The organism is Microbulbifer maximicatervae (SeqCode), assembly GCF_052467505.1.
The window spans coordinates 1240560-1257290 of the sequence record NZ_CP174313.1 but is presented as its reverse complement, the minus strand read 5'-3'; the positions used below and the strand labels follow the sequence as shown (position 1 = coordinate 1257290).

General features: G+C 47.2%; 16 protein-coding genes. 9 read left to right on the top strand and 7 right to left on the bottom strand.

What is annotated here, in order from left to right:
• Nucleotides 1-14 precede the first annotated feature (14 nt).
• The 3 genes from ACJJIN_RS05670 to ACJJIN_RS05660 form a co-directional block, all read right to left on the bottom strand.
• Nucleotides 15-749, bottom strand: coding sequence for an SDR family oxidoreductase (locus tag ACJJIN_RS05670; RefSeq protein WP_444897234.1), 735 nt, complete (start codon nucleotides 747-749; stop codon nucleotides 15-17).
• Nucleotides 750-889: 140 nt separating this feature from the next.
• Nucleotides 890-1459 (bottom strand): carboxymuconolactone decarboxylase family protein, encoded by a 570-nt coding sequence (locus tag ACJJIN_RS05665; protein ID WP_444897233.1) that lies wholly within the window; start codon nucleotides 1457-1459, stop codon nucleotides 890-892.
• A gap of 335 nt (nucleotides 1460-1794) precedes the next feature.
• On the bottom strand, nucleotides 1795-2376 hold the full coding sequence (locus tag ACJJIN_RS05660) for a TetR/AcrR family transcriptional regulator (protein ID WP_413665724.1): 582 nt from the start codon (nucleotides 2374-2376) through the stop codon (nucleotides 1795-1797).
• Nucleotides 2377-2915: 539 nt separating this feature from the next.
• Here ACJJIN_RS05660 and ACJJIN_RS05655 point away from each other — a divergent pair.
• From ACJJIN_RS05655 to arsJ, 6 genes are all read left to right on the top strand, one after another.
• A complete protein-coding gene (locus ACJJIN_RS05655) occupies nucleotides 2916-5015 on the top strand; it encodes a carboxy terminal-processing peptidase (protein WP_444897232.1) in 2100 nt (699 codons plus the stop codon).
• A gap of 91 nt (nucleotides 5016-5106) precedes the next feature.
• Nucleotides 5107-5922, top strand: a complete 816-nt coding sequence (gene xthA, locus ACJJIN_RS05650; RefSeq protein ID WP_444897231.1) for an exodeoxyribonuclease III — start codon at nucleotides 5107-5109, stop codon at nucleotides 5920-5922.
• Between the two features lie 98 nt (nucleotides 5923-6020).
• Complete coding sequence (locus ACJJIN_RS05645) at nucleotides 6021-6449, top strand: arsenate reductase/protein-tyrosine-phosphatase family protein (RefSeq protein WP_444897230.1); 429 nt, start codon at nucleotides 6021-6023, stop codon at nucleotides 6447-6449.
• The gene (locus ACJJIN_RS05640) at nucleotides 6446-6790 is read left to right on the top strand and encodes a metalloregulator ArsR/SmtB family transcription factor (protein ID WP_444897229.1); all 345 of its coding nucleotides are present in this window, start codon (nucleotides 6446-6448) and stop codon (nucleotides 6788-6790) included. Before ACJJIN_RS05645 ends, ACJJIN_RS05640 begins: the two co-directional genes overlap by 4 nt.
• A gap of 84 nt (nucleotides 6791-6874) precedes the next feature.
• Nucleotides 6875-7879, top strand: a complete 1005-nt coding sequence (locus ACJJIN_RS05635) for an ArsJ-associated glyceraldehyde-3-phosphate dehydrogenase (RefSeq protein WP_444897228.1) — start codon at nucleotides 6875-6877, stop codon at nucleotides 7877-7879.
• Between the two features lie 120 nt (nucleotides 7880-7999).
• Complete coding sequence (gene arsJ, locus ACJJIN_RS05630; RefSeq protein ID WP_444897227.1) at nucleotides 8000-9247, top strand: organoarsenical effux MFS transporter ArsJ; 1248 nt, start codon at nucleotides 8000-8002, stop codon at nucleotides 9245-9247.
• A 268-nt stretch (nucleotides 9248-9515) separates the two neighbouring features.
• Here the strand turns inward: arsJ and ACJJIN_RS05625 are convergent, their stop codons facing one another.
• From ACJJIN_RS05625 to ACJJIN_RS05615, 3 genes are all read right to left on the bottom strand, one after another.
• Nucleotides 9516-10109 carry a cytochrome b gene (locus ACJJIN_RS05625; protein ID WP_444897226.1) on the bottom strand — a complete coding sequence of 198 codons (594 nt, stop codon included), beginning with the start codon at nucleotides 10107-10109 and terminating at the stop codon, nucleotides 9516-9518.
• A gap of 51 nt (nucleotides 10110-10160) precedes the next feature.
• Nucleotides 10161-10817, bottom strand: coding sequence for a DUF6962 family protein (locus ACJJIN_RS05620; protein WP_444897225.1), 657 nt, complete (start codon nucleotides 10815-10817; stop codon nucleotides 10161-10163).
• 263 nt (nucleotides 10818-11080) lie between these two features.
• Nucleotides 11081-12091, bottom strand: a complete 1011-nt coding sequence (locus ACJJIN_RS05615) for an NADP-dependent oxidoreductase (protein ID WP_444897224.1) — start codon at nucleotides 12089-12091, stop codon at nucleotides 11081-11083.
• A 153-nt stretch (nucleotides 12092-12244) separates the two neighbouring features.
• On the opposite strand from ACJJIN_RS05615, the gene ACJJIN_RS05610 reads away from it, so the two are divergent.
• Complete coding sequence (locus ACJJIN_RS05610; RefSeq protein WP_444897223.1) at nucleotides 12245-13153, top strand: LysR family transcriptional regulator; 909 nt, start codon at nucleotides 12245-12247, stop codon at nucleotides 13151-13153.
• Nucleotides 13154-13487: 334 nt separating this feature from the next.
• Here ACJJIN_RS05610 and ACJJIN_RS05605 read toward each other — a convergent pair.
• A protein-coding gene (locus ACJJIN_RS05605) for an IS3 family transposase (RefSeq protein ID WP_444897222.1) occupies nucleotides 13488-14626 on the bottom strand; the annotation gives its coding sequence in 2 pieces (ribosomal slippage) (nucleotides 13488-14377 and nucleotides 14377-14626; 1140 coding nt in all).
• Between the two features lie 130 nt (nucleotides 14627-14756).
• Here ACJJIN_RS05605 and ACJJIN_RS05600 point away from each other — a divergent pair.
• Nucleotides 14757-15155 (top strand): hypothetical protein, encoded by a 399-nt coding sequence (locus tag ACJJIN_RS05600; protein ID WP_444897221.1) that lies wholly within the window; start codon nucleotides 14757-14759, stop codon nucleotides 15153-15155.
• Nucleotides 15152-15391 carry a hypothetical protein gene (locus ACJJIN_RS05595; protein WP_444897220.1) on the top strand — a complete coding sequence of 80 codons (240 nt, stop codon included), beginning with the start codon at nucleotides 15152-15154 and terminating at the stop codon, nucleotides 15389-15391. The genes ACJJIN_RS05600 and ACJJIN_RS05595 overlap by 4 nt, the downstream gene beginning before the upstream one ends.
• The last annotated feature ends 1340 nt before the right edge of the window (nucleotides 15392-16731 follow it).

The following is a 16731-nucleotide window of genomic DNA, read 5'->3' as shown; positions in this document are numbered from 1 at the left end:
TCTTGGGTTCTAAGTTAGCTTTCGATCTCAAGTACGCTCTTGGCAAAGGGAGCGTAAATTTTTGCGACCTCTCGAGCCATCTCATCTGGATAAACAAAAAAATCACCCGTTGTTAGTGCCTTCATAATGCCATCGAATACGATGCTCGCTGGAGGGGCTCCCTCTCCCATGCCTGCGGAGTCGGCCATATCCGTCTTGATTGGACCAGCAATAACACTGATAACTTGAGTCCCCTGCTCGACCCAGGCCTCCCTCAAACCCTGAGTTACTGCATAGGCAGCCGCCTTTGAGCCGGAGTAACCAGTAAATGGGAGAAAATTTTTGATAGATGCCAGTGAGTTCATTTGGACAAAGACACCCCCACCATTAGATTTCAAAACAGGGCCAAACGCTTTGGCCAGGTTTATCAGTGGGTAAACATTGCCCTCCATTTGATACTTGAAGCTCTCCACAGCATCATCGTCCAAGGGTGTCGATAGCTTCACTACGCCCGCATTAGAGACAACCAGATTGACATCACCGGCAACCTTTACAGCGTTTTGAATGGTTTCTTCACGTGAAAGATCAAATTCAATGGGGACGACCCTTTCACCATACTTTTGAGCGAGCGGCCTCACCGAGGCTAGGTCGCGAACAGCGGTATACACTTTAACCGCGCCCACATCCAACAGCCCCTCTGTAATGGCCTTGCCAATACCTCGATTTGCCCCTGTGATTAATGCAGTGATATTGCTAGCTTGAAGAGTCATTTCGTATACCTCAGTTACTTAAGTCGAATAAATTCAAATTTCGATTCGCAACACAGTTGCGGGCTCCGCTACGAATTGTTGATGGCCACCCCATGTCTCCTCAGTGAGGGCTGGATGGCCAATCAAGCCCAGGCCAGAAATCAGGCCACTGTCTCTCCTTCGGGAGTCCACTCATTAACTGCAAAGGCACTATCTAGGGCGGTCTCGGCAATGTGATTTGTATAATTCGACATAACTTTTAAAGCGGTACCTAGAACCACTTCCAGTACGCTCTGCTGCGTGTAGCCAGCAGCAAGGAAAGCGCTAACTTGTTCCTCCGACGGCCAGCCACGGCTTTCATTCACTACCGCAGCAAATGTACGTAATGCCTCAAGCTTTTCATCTGCAATCGGTGTGTTACTACGCAATGCTTCGATAATTTCCGCTTCAACACCGGCCATTTGGGAAATGGATGTGTGTGCAGCCATACAGTAACGACACCCGTTCAGGCGGTTGTTTGTCATTAAGATGATTTGGCGCTCTGTCTCGGAAAGATTGGTTTTATCGAAAATTCCCGCCAAGGTCGTATAACCCTCAAGTAATGCGGGGGCCTCTGACATAGTTGCGAATAGATTGGGCACAAAGCCCATCGATTTCTTAGCGCCTGCAAGAAGAGGCTGAGCAGCAACAGGAGCGGATTCAATCGTGTGAGTCTTGAAAGTAGCCATCATATTTTTCCTAACTAGATAGTTTCACTTGTTTGTAGCGATCAGTCCAAACCTGGTTAAAAAATAAGGGGAGACACCCCTGTAAACTGTATGTACCGATTGCTACAAACAATGCTAATGAGTTTGTACCGATCGGTAAAGATTATTTATATAACTATTTGCTATGCATTAATGCCTACTGAGAATGAACAGAAAAAATATGAAGCCCTATCCAATGCAAAAATTGACAGGAAGGATCAATGGAGGTCAGGAGAGGGAAATCACAGTGCAGCCCTGGCAACCGAGAGGACGGCGCCAAGACCCTACGAAGAGCTTTCAACGCCAGAAGAAAGATCAGGTCAACGCAGCAAGTCTAATGCCTGTACCTTAATTCTGGAGAGGCTTTCCTTATTAAAAACTCCACGTGCCAACACTCGCAAGCCGACTAAAAGAGTCAGTAAACTATTGGCGCAGACTTCCGGGTCTACTCGATCAGATATCACACCTTTCTCTATCCCCAGGCGAACCTGCCTTGCAAAAAATGACTCAGTATCCCGCAAGCCCTTTTTTACAGCATCCCCAATATCGCTATCCAGGTTAGGCATATCAAGTGCGGTATTAACCAAAAAGCAGCCCTTCTTTTCCGGATCTGCAAGGCTTTGTTCAATTAGGGAGTCGAAAAGCTGACTGATAGCGCCGATAGGATCTTCCAACGACTCAAGCCGGGCCATTACGTCGCGCCGCTGCTCTCTCTCATACTTGAGTAAACTCAGGGTAAAAAGCTGCTTCTTACTGCCAAAGGCATTATAAAAGCTCCCTTTAGTCAGCCCAGTAGCTTTGAGCAGGTCGGCCAGAGAAGTCGCTTCAAAGCCTTTCTTCCAAAAGGCTTCCGTCGCTTTATCGACTGCGCTATCGACATCGAAACTTTTCTCCCAAGGCATAAGCACCTCACCTCAAACAAATCTACTGGCCATGTTACCACTGTTTGGACCAAGTGGTAAAAACACGATTCGCAGATACTGGCACTCGCCCGATATTCGCCTATTGCTCCGAAATCAAAACATCATTTTTGCGGTCACAGTGATTATTGGAGCAACACTTCTAGCCGAGGAGCGCTCACTCGAATTAATAAAGTGGTAACTGGTGCAACTTCATGACCTTAAAAGCCTTCAAAGTCATCAAAGTGGTTCTGACCTATTAGTCAAAGTGCTTATTTTTAACGCTTTTTTACAGTTGCAGTTACACAATAGTTATGATGACCATACATACTCAAGCCTTCAAAACGAGAAAAAATGCCTCAATTTCACACTCAATAGGAAAGCTATTTTGCTAAATACAGTGTTAAAGAAAAAGATCCATCTCTGATTAGAGGTATTTCATGCCCTTTGGAGCTTTCAGCCTTTATACTTGTCCTAAGCTATAGGTCGCCGAGCCATAAGGGCCGGACGCCTATGAAGTAGGACGTATAAAGAGACTCCCTATGCTTACCAATCGGATCGCCGCTTACTTTTCCGGCTTCTTGGTCATTGGCCTTCTTTCCACAAGTGTTCTGGCAGAGCCAGAGCGAATAGCCCCCGAAGAGGGTCAAGGTGGTACTGCACAAGAGATAGTCAGCAAACTTGAAATGCTGCACTACAACAAAATCAAAATCGGCGACGAAATGTCCGAGAACTTGTGGAACGAGTATATCGATGCACTCGACCCCACTAAAAGTTACTTCCTCGCCTCTGATATCGACGAATTCCGCGCGTGGGAAGCGGAGATGGATGACCAGCTTCGCGCTGGTGATGTCACCGCTGGGTTCAGTATCTATAACCGTTTCCGCCTGCGTATGGGCGATCGGCTAGATAACATCCTGTCCCAACTAGAGAAAGGCCTGCCCGCCTATGACTTTTCTCGGGAAGAGACCCTTGAGCTGGATCGGGAGGAAAGCCAGTGGCCCAACTCGATCAGCGCTGCAGATGAGCTTTGGCGTAAGCGCTTAAAGAGCAGCATCCTGAATCTGCGCCTTACCGGTAAAACCGATGAGGAAATCCAAGACCTTCTCGTACGCCGTTACAAAGGCCAAAAGAAGCGCCTCGAGCAGCAGAAGAGCGACGACGTTTTTGAGCTCTATATGAATTCGCTGACTCGTCTCTACGATCCGCACAGCAATTACCTGTCACCGCGCTCATTGGAAAACTTCAATATGAGCATGTCCCTCTCCTTGGAGGGTATCGGTGCTGTGCTGCAGGCAGACGAGGAATACACCAAAGTTGCTCGCCTGGTACACGGTGGTCCAGCCGATCGCACTGGCAAGATCAAGCCCAACGATAAAATCGTGGGTGTTGGCCAGGATAAAGAAGGCGAAATGGTCGATGTAGTGGGCTGGCGCCTGGATGATGTTGTCGACTTGATTCGCGGCAAGGCCGGTACCTATGTTCGCCTGGAGACCATCCCCACTGGTGGTGACGGCACTCACAAGACTATCTTAATCAAGCGCAGCAAAGTGAAGCTTGAAGATCAGGCGGCCAAGAAGGCAGTGTTTGAATTCTCTGACGGCAGCAAGAATTACAAGATCGGTGTGATTAACCTGCCGACCTTCTATATCGACTTCGATGCCTATCGCCGCCGCGACCCCAACTATAAGAGCACCACGCGAGACGTTGCCCGTCTGCTGAGTGAGCTTAAAGAGGAAAAGGTTGACGGTATTATTCTGGATCTTCGCAACAATGGCGGTGGTTCACTGCAAGAAGCCACCATGCTCACAGACTTGTTTATTGATCAGGGCCCTGTTGTGCAGATCCGTCATGCCAACGAGCAGATTTCCCGCCACAATCGCTCGCGCTCCCGCGCCATGTACCGCGGGCCGCTGATGGTATTGATTAATCGCTTATCCGCCTCTGCATCCGAGATTTTTGCCGGTGCAATCCAGGATTACAACCGCGGCCTGGTAGTGGGCAACCAATCCTTTGGTAAGGGTACTGTGCAAACTATGGCTCCCCTGAAGGAGGGCCAGTTGAAAATTACCCAGTCCAAGTTCTACCGGGTTTCCGGAGACAGCACACAGCACGCGGGTGTGAAGCCGGACATCGATATGCCACAGTTGATTGATGCCGAAAATGTCGGTGAAAGTGCTTACGATACTGCCCTGCCCTGGGACCGTATCCACGCTGTGCCTCATGCGAAGTATTTCAACTTGAAGATGCTGATCCCGAACTTGATCACCAAGCACAACAAGCGCACGGAAACAGATCCAGATTTTGTTTTCCTGCGCGATCAGTTCAAGTTCGACGCCGAGCGGGCTGACAAGAAGTATGTCTCTCTCAACGAATCAACTAGAGAGAGTGAGCGCAAGTCCGTTAATCAGCGATTGCTGGATATGGAAAACCGTCGCCGCAAAGCTAAAGGCCTTGAACCCTACGAGAACTTTGAGGCATACGAAGAAAGCGAATCTGAAGAGGTGGCTAACATTGGTGGTCCTGTAGAGATCAAGTTGGAAAAAGATCCAATTTTGAATGAAGCGGGCTATATAATGGCGGACTTTATCGGCCTCGCCGATAAGGCCAGCAAGGCCCCGCCCCAAGTTGCCAACTTCTAAATACTGATAGGCACTGGGCGCGGCGTGCGCCCGGTCCGCGAACTAACTCTTAGGTCGGGCTAGCCCGACCTTTTTTATTTTGGGGGAAGAGATGAAGGTTGTTTCCTTTAACGTCAATAGTATTCGCACTCGCCTGCACCAGATGCAGGCCCTGGTAGACAACCATCAGCCCGATATCATCGGCCTACAGGAAACCAAAGTCACCGACGAAGATTTTCCAGTAGATGCGATAAAAGACCTGGGCTATGAGCTAATTTATTTTGGCCAAAAAACACACTACGGCGTTGCCCTGCTCTCACGTCTACCTTTTATTGATCGCGAATACGGTTTCCCAACTGATGCCAGCGACGCCCAGCGCCGTATGGTTGCCGGCAAGTTTGATATCGGTGGTCCTGAGCCCCTCACGGTTATCAATGGCTATTTCCCGCAAGGTGAAAATCGCGAGCACCCGGTTAAATTCCCAGCAAAGCAAAAGTACTACGCCGACCTGGACACCTACCTGCAAACCACGTGTAAGCCGGAAGCGCCTGTATTGGTTATCGGCGATATGAATATTTCACCCAGCGACCAGGATATTGGTATTGGTGAACCCAATCGCAAGCGCTGGCTGCGCGATGGAAAATGCAGCTTCCTTCCAGAAGAGCGCGAGTGGCTTCAAAAAATTGAAGGCTGGGGGCTCACCGACACTTTCCGCGCACAAAACCCAGAAACAGACGATATATTCAGCTGGTTCGACTACCGCAGCCGTGGGTTCGATCGCGAGCCCAGACGCGGCCTGCGAATCGACTTGATCCTCGCCACCAACCCTCTTCTGGAAAAATGTGTCGGAACTGGCGTGGACTACGATATTCGGGCTATGGAACGCCCATCAGACCACGCCCCTGTATGGGCCGAGTTTAAGCTCTAAGCACAGGTTATAGCCCGCTGGTTCAGTGGGCTATTTTTAAGGCTATGAATATATGGTTTTCCATATATAATTGTTGAAAAGCCAAATGGAGCCCTCCAATGAAAAGGCGTGTTCTGTTTGTTTGCGCCGGGGACTCTGCCCGCTCACTGATGGCTGAGGCACTGTTGCGGCATTTTGGAGGCAATTCATACGAAGCCGTTGGCGCCGGAACCAATGTCCATACAGTGGACCCACGCGCTCTGCAAGCGCTGGAGCGACTGGGGGTTTCAACAGAGGGACTCATTCCCAAAGTTGTAGAAGATGTAGCTAACCAACCTTTTGACCTGGTCATCACACTTTGCGACAAAAGCCGGGAAGAATACGTACCCTCCCCAAAAGTTGACAAGATGATTGCCTGGAATTTTAAGGAACCGACAAAGCGACACTGCTTCTGCCCTTTTTACACCACAGCACGTGAATTGAGCACTCGCATCAAACTACTGGTCTTGGCCCAAGCCGAGGCGGATTTACGAAAAAGAGCGGCATGAACCCAGTACAGTTTTACAAATGCCTGGCCGATGATACGCGGCTACGCACATTGCTCCTTATTGCTCACGAGGAAGAGCTTTGCGTATGCGAGCTAACGGCAGCCCTCGAGTTGAGCCAGCCGAAAATTTCCCGGCACCTCGCCTTGCTGAGAAGTTCAGACCTGCTCCAAGACCGCCGCCAGGGGCAGTGGGTGTTTTACCGAATCAACCCGGACTTAAATGCCTGGGCAAAGTCTGTACTGTTCGACACCTTACAGGCGAACCAGTACTTTATTACCGAAGACCTCAACAACCTGATTCAAATGGGAGACCGGCCAGAGCGCACAAGTCTGTGCTGCTGATAACGCCTGCCGACCTAAGATTTAAACTATCCAGATATATATGATTTTTCATATGTGCCTGGCATAAACGGAGCAAAATTAACAATGACCATCAAAATTGGGATCAATGGATTTGGCCGAATTGGCCGGCTGGTACTGCGCGCCGCCTGGGATTGGCCTGAAGTTGAGTTTGTCCAGATTAACGATCCTGCCGGTGATGCAACCACACTCGCCCACCTGCTCAACTTTGACTCTGTACACGGACGCTGGCACAGAGAGGCGAAAGCCGTTGATGACACAATTCAGGTTGATGGCAAAACAATAACCTGTAGCCGCAATACCGCTATTGCAGATACCAATTGGAAAAACTGTGACCTGGTGGTAGAGGCCTCCGGTAAAATGAAAACTGCCGAACTTCTTCAACCCTACCTGGATCAAGGGGTAAAGAAGGTGTTGGTCTCTGCACCAGTTAAAGAGGCTGGAGTTCCGAACATTGTCCTTGGAGTGAATCAACATATTTACCAGCCGGACAAACACCAGATTATTACCGCCGCTTCCTGTACGACTAACTGCCTTGCTCCAGTAGTAAAAGTTATTCACGAAAACCTGGGTATTCGTCACGGTTCAATCACCACTATTCACGATATCACCAATACCCAGACTATCCTCGACGCACCCCATGGAGATCTGCGCAGAGCCCGCGCTTGTGGTGCCAGCCTGATTCCCACAACAACAGGTTCAGCTACAGCTATTGCCACCATCTTTCCAGAGTTGTCCGGCCGCCTAAACGGCCACGCAGTTCGTGTTCCCCTCGCCAACGCATCCATTACCGATTGTGTTTTCGAAGTGGAAACCCCCACTACCCCAGAGGCAGTAAACCAGTTATTTAAGGACGCTGCAGAGGGTGAACTAAAAGATATCCTCGGCTATGAGGAAAGGCCCCTCGTCTCCGTGGATTACAAAACCGACCCCAGATCGAGCATTATCGATGCTCTATCGACCATGGTCGTTAACGGCACCCAGGTAAAAGTTTACGCCTGGTATGACAATGAATGGGGTTACGCCAACCGCACGGCGGAATTGGCTAGAATGATTGGCACCATGGGCTAAGCAGCCAAAGTACAACGGGGCCGGAAGGAAAGAACACGCTGCACCTGAGGGGTACGCCTCTCCATGAGCTCACATTTTTTCCTCCTGCTTTTGGTAAGTAGCAGTACACAGAACAAGATCATGCAGTTTCTTCACAATTTATCGTCGCCAGTGCGCCAATACTTGCTGGTAACAGGCAATTACTGGGCATTTACTTTGACTGACGGCGCTCTGCGCATGCTGGTGCTGCTGCACTTTCACGAACTCGGCTACAGCCCTTTGCAAATAGCCTTGCTTTTCCTTTTCTACGAATTCTTTGGCGTAGTCACTAATCTTGTCGGCGGCTGGCTCGGTGCCCGGATTGGACTCAACCGGACCATGAATTTGGGGCTGGCCTTACAGATTGTTGCTCTTTCCATGCTGCTGGTACCCAGTCAGTATCTCTCGGTCCCCTTGGTTATGGCCGCCCAAGCCCTTTCCGGTATCGCCAAAGACTTGAATAAAATGAGTGCGAAGAGCTCAATCAAGTTACTGGTGCCCGATCAGGCCAGTGGCACCTTGTATCGATGGATCGCCCTTCTTACCGGTTCGAAAAACGCGCTAAAAGGCTTGGGCTTCTTTCTCGGCGGTGCCCTACTCGCCTCACTTGGCTTTCAAGGCGCGATTGCATCGATGGCCCTAGCTCTTGGAATAGTTTGGATATTGAGTCTCAAGTTTCTTAAGCGGGACTTAGGGAAAGCCAAAGCAAAAAGCCGATTCAGAGATATCTTTTCCAAGAGTCCCGCAGTCAACATATTGTCAGCCGCGCGCTTACTCTTGTTTGCTTCCCGGGATGTTTGGTTTGTTATTGCCCTACCGATTTTCCTGGCCAGCCAGTTCGGTTGGAGCCACTGGCAGGTAGGTGCCTTCCTGGCATCCTGGGTGATCGGTTACGGCATAGTGCAAACCCTGGCCCCAAAGGTCACGACGGCACGTTCAGCCCAGGCTCCGGATGGGCGAACCGCGCTCTTCTGGGCAATAGCGCTCACTGCAGTGCCCGCATTAATCGCAATCGCATTACACAAAGGGGTGGATCCACAGCCCGCCGTAATGGGTGGACTTTTGATGTTTGCTGTACTCTTCGCCGTAAATTCATCTTTACACAGCTACTTGATAGTTGCTTATGCTCGGGAAGATGGCGTCTCTATGGATGTGGGCTTCTACTATATGGCAAATGCAGCTGGGCGATTGCTAGGGACACTGCTCTCAGGGTGGGTATTCCAAACTCAGGGGTTGGTGGCTTGCCTACTTATTTCCAGCGCTTTTCTTCTGCTAACCGCACTGGTTTCACTGGGTTTGCCCAGACACAAAACCGGGGCTCAGGAGGTTGGCAGCTTAAGTAGGAGCTGATCCGATAGCAGCATGAGTGCTACTTGCCAGCGAAGGCTGGCAAGTAGGCTGAGGGACCATTTCGAATTGCGCGATTCGATATAGTTTGGACTCAGGTATGCACCCCATTTGAAATAGAATCAAAGCAAGGACCAAATACCTCATATAACACCCACCTCAAGTCCAAGTGCACAGCTCCACAGGAGCTGCAAAAACTCGAGGTTAAAATGTCTGGATTTGGCGCTCAATGCCTATTTGCCACTACTTTCTGCCAAAACCATCGCAGGAACTATGACTTCTTAGTCGCGGTCATTCTTAGCAAAGTCCGATCCTTTTTGATGTAGTGGTGATATAGAGCGGCCATTACATGCCCCAAGATTAAGATCCAGACCACCCACTCTCCCAGGATCTCTTTATGGATAAAATCGACTGGCTTCTCAAACTGTTCGAATGTCATCCCCATCCGATCCTGAACTATCGCCACAAAGGCTTGGGTGCTCTCAAACTTAGGAATTTCAAACAGGAAAAAGTAATCCGTATCCACGCCTGTTCCGATATACCCTGTTAGCGGAGCGACGATCATAATCAAGTAGAGAAGAACATGACCGGTATGAGCGGCAAAATGTTCCAGGGAGCTACCTGGTTCTAATGGCGGTGGCGGATTAGTGAGACGCCATACGATTCTTAGGATGACGATCACCCCAATGGTGACACCAATAGATAGATGTAACTGCAAGGCAGTCCAATTCGCCGGTGTTTCCTCTTGGGTAAACCACTGGCGGTAGTAGACTGAAATATAGGAACCCAAAAACAATAAGGCCGTTAACCAATGTAGCCACTTGGCTACTGAACCGTAACTGTCAGGTTGATTTCTCAGGTTCATTCCTATTTCTTTCCCACTTCCGAAAACTATATTCTATCGGCAATTCGCCTACTATTTCTCCGAGTAGAATCTACGTAAACCCAAAATAAAGAGTACAACACCAAACGCTTGGACAAAATGATAGATAATATTGTGATTAAGGTCCCAAATGATACTGACTGATAAACTTCCATCTAACTGGACAGCCATTGCAACAATACTAACTATCGAGCCAAGTGCCATAAACCAACTGCCACGCGGTGAGCTTTGTCTCCTTAAGGCTAATATAGAATACCCTATAAAAGCCACTGCACTGATTAAAAACTGATAAACAGCAAAGGCAAAAATTTTATCTTTAAGTGAAAACGAGAAAACAAAAACTATCAGAAAAATAAATAATACTGGAAAAATAGCCCGTTTGGAAAAACCTTCATTCACCAAATCTACGCTAACCGCAAGAACAAAAGAAGAAATTAGTAAACCAAGTAAAACAAGCACTCCATACCATAAACAAACTCGAAAATATGGAGGGATTTCAAACCCGTGATAGATAGCTGCCACTAATGAGGCTATGAACATGATAGTGAAAAAAATAAGCCAAATACTTCTTTTCCACTGCTTCCTCCTTACAAACACCAACAAATAAAGGGCGCCAATAAATGCGACCAGAGCCAGCCCGACATTAGTAATTGCAGTTAATAGGTCTATTTCGCCATGTACTAGAGTCATTCTATTTCGAATATAGTCGACACACTTTCATATACATTCTCTATCCAACCCAGATCGTAACCCTTTATAGCGATATATCAGACTTTATGAAGATCAATTGAACATAGGTGTGTCATCTACGAAAACTCAATAATATCAATTTCTCTAGTGCAACCTCAATAATAAGGTAGATGCAAAGTTTAAAAAGCACAGAGACAGACAAGAGCCAGCGCGCCATTATATCTCAAGGCGGCACTGACACTTATTGATCGTTTCAACTCTTATTAACTGGCTATAACTGATACAATCACCTTGCCTTTAGCGCGTCCCAAAGCGAGATATGAGAAAGCTTCTTTGCCTTGCTCTAAAGAATAGATCTTGTCTATCACCGGGGATAGTATCTTCTGTTGGTACAAATTTCCTAGCTCACTCAGATGCTCTCCACTAGCTTCCATAATAACCATTCTATAGAGCGCGGACTTTTCCTTCGCGGCCTTCATCAGCTTTCGCGACTTAAGCGCCAATAGCTTGCGGAGCAACCAACCTAGCCCAAGCTCTTCAGCTGTCTGCGGATCTAAAGCCCCTTTAACTGAGACAACACGCCCACCGATTTTCAGGACCTGAAATGCATCCAAAGCATACTGACCACCCAAAGTATCGAATACGACATCCATATCAGATAGTAATCGCCGGTAGTCATCTTTTTTATAATCAATAACAAGGTCGGCACCGAGTGCTTTCACCCACTCCACATTCGCGCTACTTGTTGTAGTCACCACATAGGCGCCTACAGACTTCGCCAATTGGATCGCCATAGAGCCAACACCACCTGAGCCTGCATGTATCAGCACTTTCTCTCCGGACTTCAAGCCCGCAACTTTGATCAAAGACTGATAGGAGGTCAGCCCAACAAGCGGAATACCCGCCGCTTCACTGTGTGACAAGTTTTCGGGCTTTGCAGCCAGGTGGGAAACACTAACGGTGAGATATTCTGCAATAGTGCCCACATGATCCTCCCCCACCCTGGAAAACACCAGGTCCCCTACACTGTATCCAGCAACATTATCCCCCACTGCTACAACTTCACCACTGACATCCCGGCCAATACCAACCGGAAATACTTCCTTTCGTACCGATTTAAGCTCCCCCCGCAACATCATATTATCAACTGGATTTACGCTAGCCGCATGCACCCGAAGCAAAACTTCACCAGCCTTGGGGGTGGGAACCTCAGCTGACTGAAACTCCAGGCTGCTATCAATATCCCCATAGCGAGTCATTTTCAAAGCTATCATTGGTCATCCTAACAATCGGTTCAACACAAACATTGAAAGCGATAGTGCCCATACTGCCATCATAAAAACAGGTGGTAATAGGTATAAGTCTTTTGTCATTTTGGCAATAATGGGGAATATTTTGAGACGATGACAGACAGTTAGAAGTTGATTATGGACAAAATCAGAGCATTGCGTTACTTCAAGCGGGTGGTAGAACTGAATAGCTTTACTGCAGTTGCTGAAGAATTTGAGGTTCCCGCCTCATCAATCTCCCGCCGCGTAAAAGATCTGGAGCAGTCCTTAGGAGTGGAGTTACTGCAACGCAGTACCCGCCAAGTCAAGGTTACTGAGCTCGGCAAGCTCTACTATTCGATGATAAGTAAAGCAATTCGCCAGCTTGAACAGGCTGATGAACTGGTTAGCCATACATTTGAAGCGCCCAAAGGTCTGATACGTATCAGCTGTCTTCCAACTTATGGAGAGCAGCATTTAACCCCCCTTCTTGAGAAGTTTGCCCAACGTTACCCCAACATCGTATTCGACTTAACCTATAACGATGACTTGTCCCAGTTAGGAAAAGATCCCATTGATATTGCGATTCGCGGAGGGTTTGCCCCGGATGAGCATGTTATTGCCAAACGCCTATCGGATAATGAGTTCACCCTTGTAGCTACACCGCAGTTTATCGACAAGTTGGAGCATAGCCTCCCCTTAAACAAGTCGGCGATTGAGTCAATTGCTACCTTGCAATACCGGGGGCCACGTGGCGTCATTGAGTGGTACATACTCAATGACGAGCACTGGGAGCCCCTGAAGTTGACCCCAAAAGTTATCAGCAATAACGGTAAAGCATTAACAGCAGCCGCCCTCAATCACCGCGGTATGTTCTGCGTACCTTCCTGGAGTATTTGTAACTATCTAGATACAGGGGAGCTTGTACAGGTACCTTGCGAGGGTAAAGTCTCAGTCAGCCCCGGTGGCGATCTGGGAGTATTTCTTCTTTATGAGCGCACTAAATACCAAACCCCCAAAATAAAGCTTTGCGTAGATTTTATCTATGAAAATTTGAATGGGCGATAGAAGAAAGCTAAAACCCCTTGCTTTACTATTTAAATCATATCGATCACTGATACTGATTTGATTAAGATCGCCATTAGAGAATCACTTTTCTCTCGTTACTATTCGAAGAGATTTATATTCGATTACAAACTTATATCCCGAGTCACCAACACACTGGACATATAACAACCTCACAGAAAAATAAAAATTGATCTATTTCAAGCTACCCGTAGATTTTCTTGGAAGCATAATGGGGGATATGCTAGGTTGAAAGATAGAAATTATGCCAAAAGTATATTTATCTATGAGTAACTAAAAGGGAGAGTGTTGTGGTCAACTCCAAGCGGACACTTCTTTAAGCACATTTCTCAAATTCGATAGGGGCTAGGTCTCCCAGTGTTGTATGTATTCTTCGTGAGTTGTAATAAGCAATATAGGCTCTTACATCTGCTACCGCATCCTCCCTTGTCGGATAAAGGTTTCCCGTTACCCACTCCCGCTTCAGGCTGCTGAAGAAACGTTCAGTCGGTGCGTTGTCCCAACAATTTCCCTTACGGCTCATTGAACACACCATCCCATGCTGACTCAATAACGTTTGGTAGGTATGGCTGGCATACTGACTGCCACGATCAGAGTGATGCAGGAGACCTTTTGGGGGCGTACGCAAATTGACAGCCATCATCAACGCACGAGTTACCAGGGCCGTTTCCATCTTCCGATCTAGATGCCAACCAATAATCCGGCGCGAATAGAGATCAATCACTACCGCCAAGTACAACCAGCCCTGCGAAGTCCAAATATATGTAATATCAGTCGTCCAAACTTGATTTTTAGCACTCGGTGAGAACTCCCTATTCAGAAGGTTCTCTGCGACCGGCAGGTGATGTTTACTGTCTGTCGTCAGTGTAAATCGCTTCTTGCGCTTTACTGCCAAGCCTAGCTTTTTCATGAGCTTGCGGACTCGATAGCGCCCAACTTCAAAGCCTTCTTTACGTAACAGCTTCATTAACCGACGACTTCCCAGGCTCTGTCTAGATTCTGCAAATAGGGCCTTCAAACGATGGCATAGTTGCCATGTTTGAGCATCTATTGAGCTATTACCACGGCAACACCAATCGTAATAACCAGACTTACTTACCTGCATTACCCGGCAGAGCACCCTAACAGGAAAGCTGCCTTGCTGTTTTTCAATAAAGCTGTACTTTATTTCATTTCTTTCGCAAAGAAGGCGCTGGCCTTTTTTAGGATTTCTTTCTCCATCCGCAACTGCTTATTTTCACATCGTAATCGCTCTAATTCTGCACGCTCACCTACATCCAACCTCACACCGTCTTCTTCCTGCTTCAGTTCCTTTATCCAGCGTCGCAGGTTATTGGCTGTTGTTCCTACAGCCTCTGCTGCTTTAGAAATTGAATACCCTTGCTCAGAGACTAGCGCTACGGCGTCTTTCTTAAATTCCGGCTTGAAATGCCGACGTGTACCTTTTGTTGTCATACTTCACCTCGCTTGGTAGTTTTACCATCTTAGCGAAGTGTCCGGAAGGATTAGACCACTACAGAGCTAGTACCAATAAACCAAGGCAAACCATTTATATCAAAACAGCCGGCGACATAAGGATTGAGCCATGCCAAGTTATGATGACTTTATCAGCTTATTAGAAAAAGATGTTGAATTAGCCTTTAAAACCTATGAGCTCGACTTTAATACAGAGGCCTTCGACAGTAAATCAGGAGCCTACGAAATTGAGTTTGATTTTGAGTTTGTAAAACCCAACAAAATCATGATGGTAAAAAGCGGAAATTCTGGCAAGAAAGCAACATATCTCACCTGGGCTCGACAAAAAGCTGTGCCTGTAACTCTGAATAGTAAAAGTCCCCCTTACTTCTTTACCTCTCACCTCAGTAATTGTCGAATGACCTTCAAGTTCCATGACGACCAGAGTAAAAGTGTAACGGTTATCCATGTTGCAGGTGATGTTTCCCAAGGGGGGACGGGAGCAAGCAAAGAGATGAGCTGGAGATGATGGTAAAAACTCCCGATGTAACCGGGGAGAGGCGACTTTCAATAGGTGGCCCCAAAGGAGGTAGAAAAGGAGCAAACTTCAAGAAAAAGCAAGCAAAACTTGGTACCGCATACTACGATACCTGTGCACGGGTATTCGGGGTTCGAGATGATAGTGGTCAGTGGACCTTTTATACACAAAATATTGGTCGAAAGGACGAGCTTTTAGGTTTTTTTGAAGTTCAGCAATTTAATTAATAATTTCGCCTACCCGAAAAATACTACTGGAAGGTAGGCGCCCTCCAATCTCTAACCTTCATTATCTTCACTAACCCTTATAAAGCCGAAGACCAACAGAGCGGGAAGCCCGTTTTTACCTCGGGTGTCTACTTAGCAATAACATCTAAAGCCGTTATCCGTGAATCCGGGTACTCCTAGCCATCTATATCACTTGAAAGACAGCAGATAACCGTAAAAATAATGCTTAGCATCCACTCTCGCATACCTACAGGCCCAGACATGAAAAAATGGCGGCAGATATCCAAAGCAGCAAATCAGGTATTTCAACGTCATGATGATGGTCAACCCAAAAAGGCTACCTTGAAGCCTGTATGCGACTAGAAACCCTTCTACCCCAGTGGTTCAACGCCGAAGAAGCTGTAGTTGCCTTGGCTATTAACTATCTATATACGATATATCCAACTACTCCAACGGAAGTACTACATTAACCAAGTTGCCAATCCTGCCTTCAAAGCTAAGAACATACTTGTATGCAGCTATATCTCAGCTATTAATAAAAGTGCATTCAGAAGCTGGTGGAGATGTAACTTTCACTACACCAAGCCACACTCGTGGGTGCTGTTGAAACAACAACACCGCCCTACTCCCCCAGTATAAGACTTGGTAATACTATCCAATCACGCGCTTTAAATAGCTTGATTTGAAAGAGGTATACAAATCCATGTGGTGGGTATTACCAGCCATCGTCAACTACAAATAAAGGACGCTTGATAGCTGGCATATATTGGATTTACTCAAAGTTATGGTTCAAAGCATCCTCAAATGATACAGACTTAATCACGCTTCTAGCCGTAAAACGATTCATCCTTGCGGTATACGTTGACTTACATCTCTGTGAAGTCCCCAGGTCCCTAGCCTTAATCTCATTGGCTATAGCCCAGTGCCATTGAGAATGATATTTAAAAGTTTTATCGGCCAGCTTTGTGCAAAGCTCCCAATCACCAAATCGCTTAACTCTAGTGTCCGGCTCCCCAAGAAAAACTGTACAACCAGTGGACAGAATCGAGCCCGATATGACCAAAACCTTTAGAATTCTCATACTCAACAAACCCAAATGATACTTCAAGGATGAGCTTTTCGATATCCTGAACCAGATCACAGGATCGTACTACATCGCCAGCCCTTATCCATCTCAATTACTACCAGATGCTCGTAGCTACCTATAAGCATTCTAGGAATTCATGAAAATATTAACATATTGTTGATATTTGTTCATTTGATTATACCTAATATGCCTGAGGTATTTACATACCCAATTTAAGTGTTACTTCGGTGGTTAATTTTAGATACCTACTGAG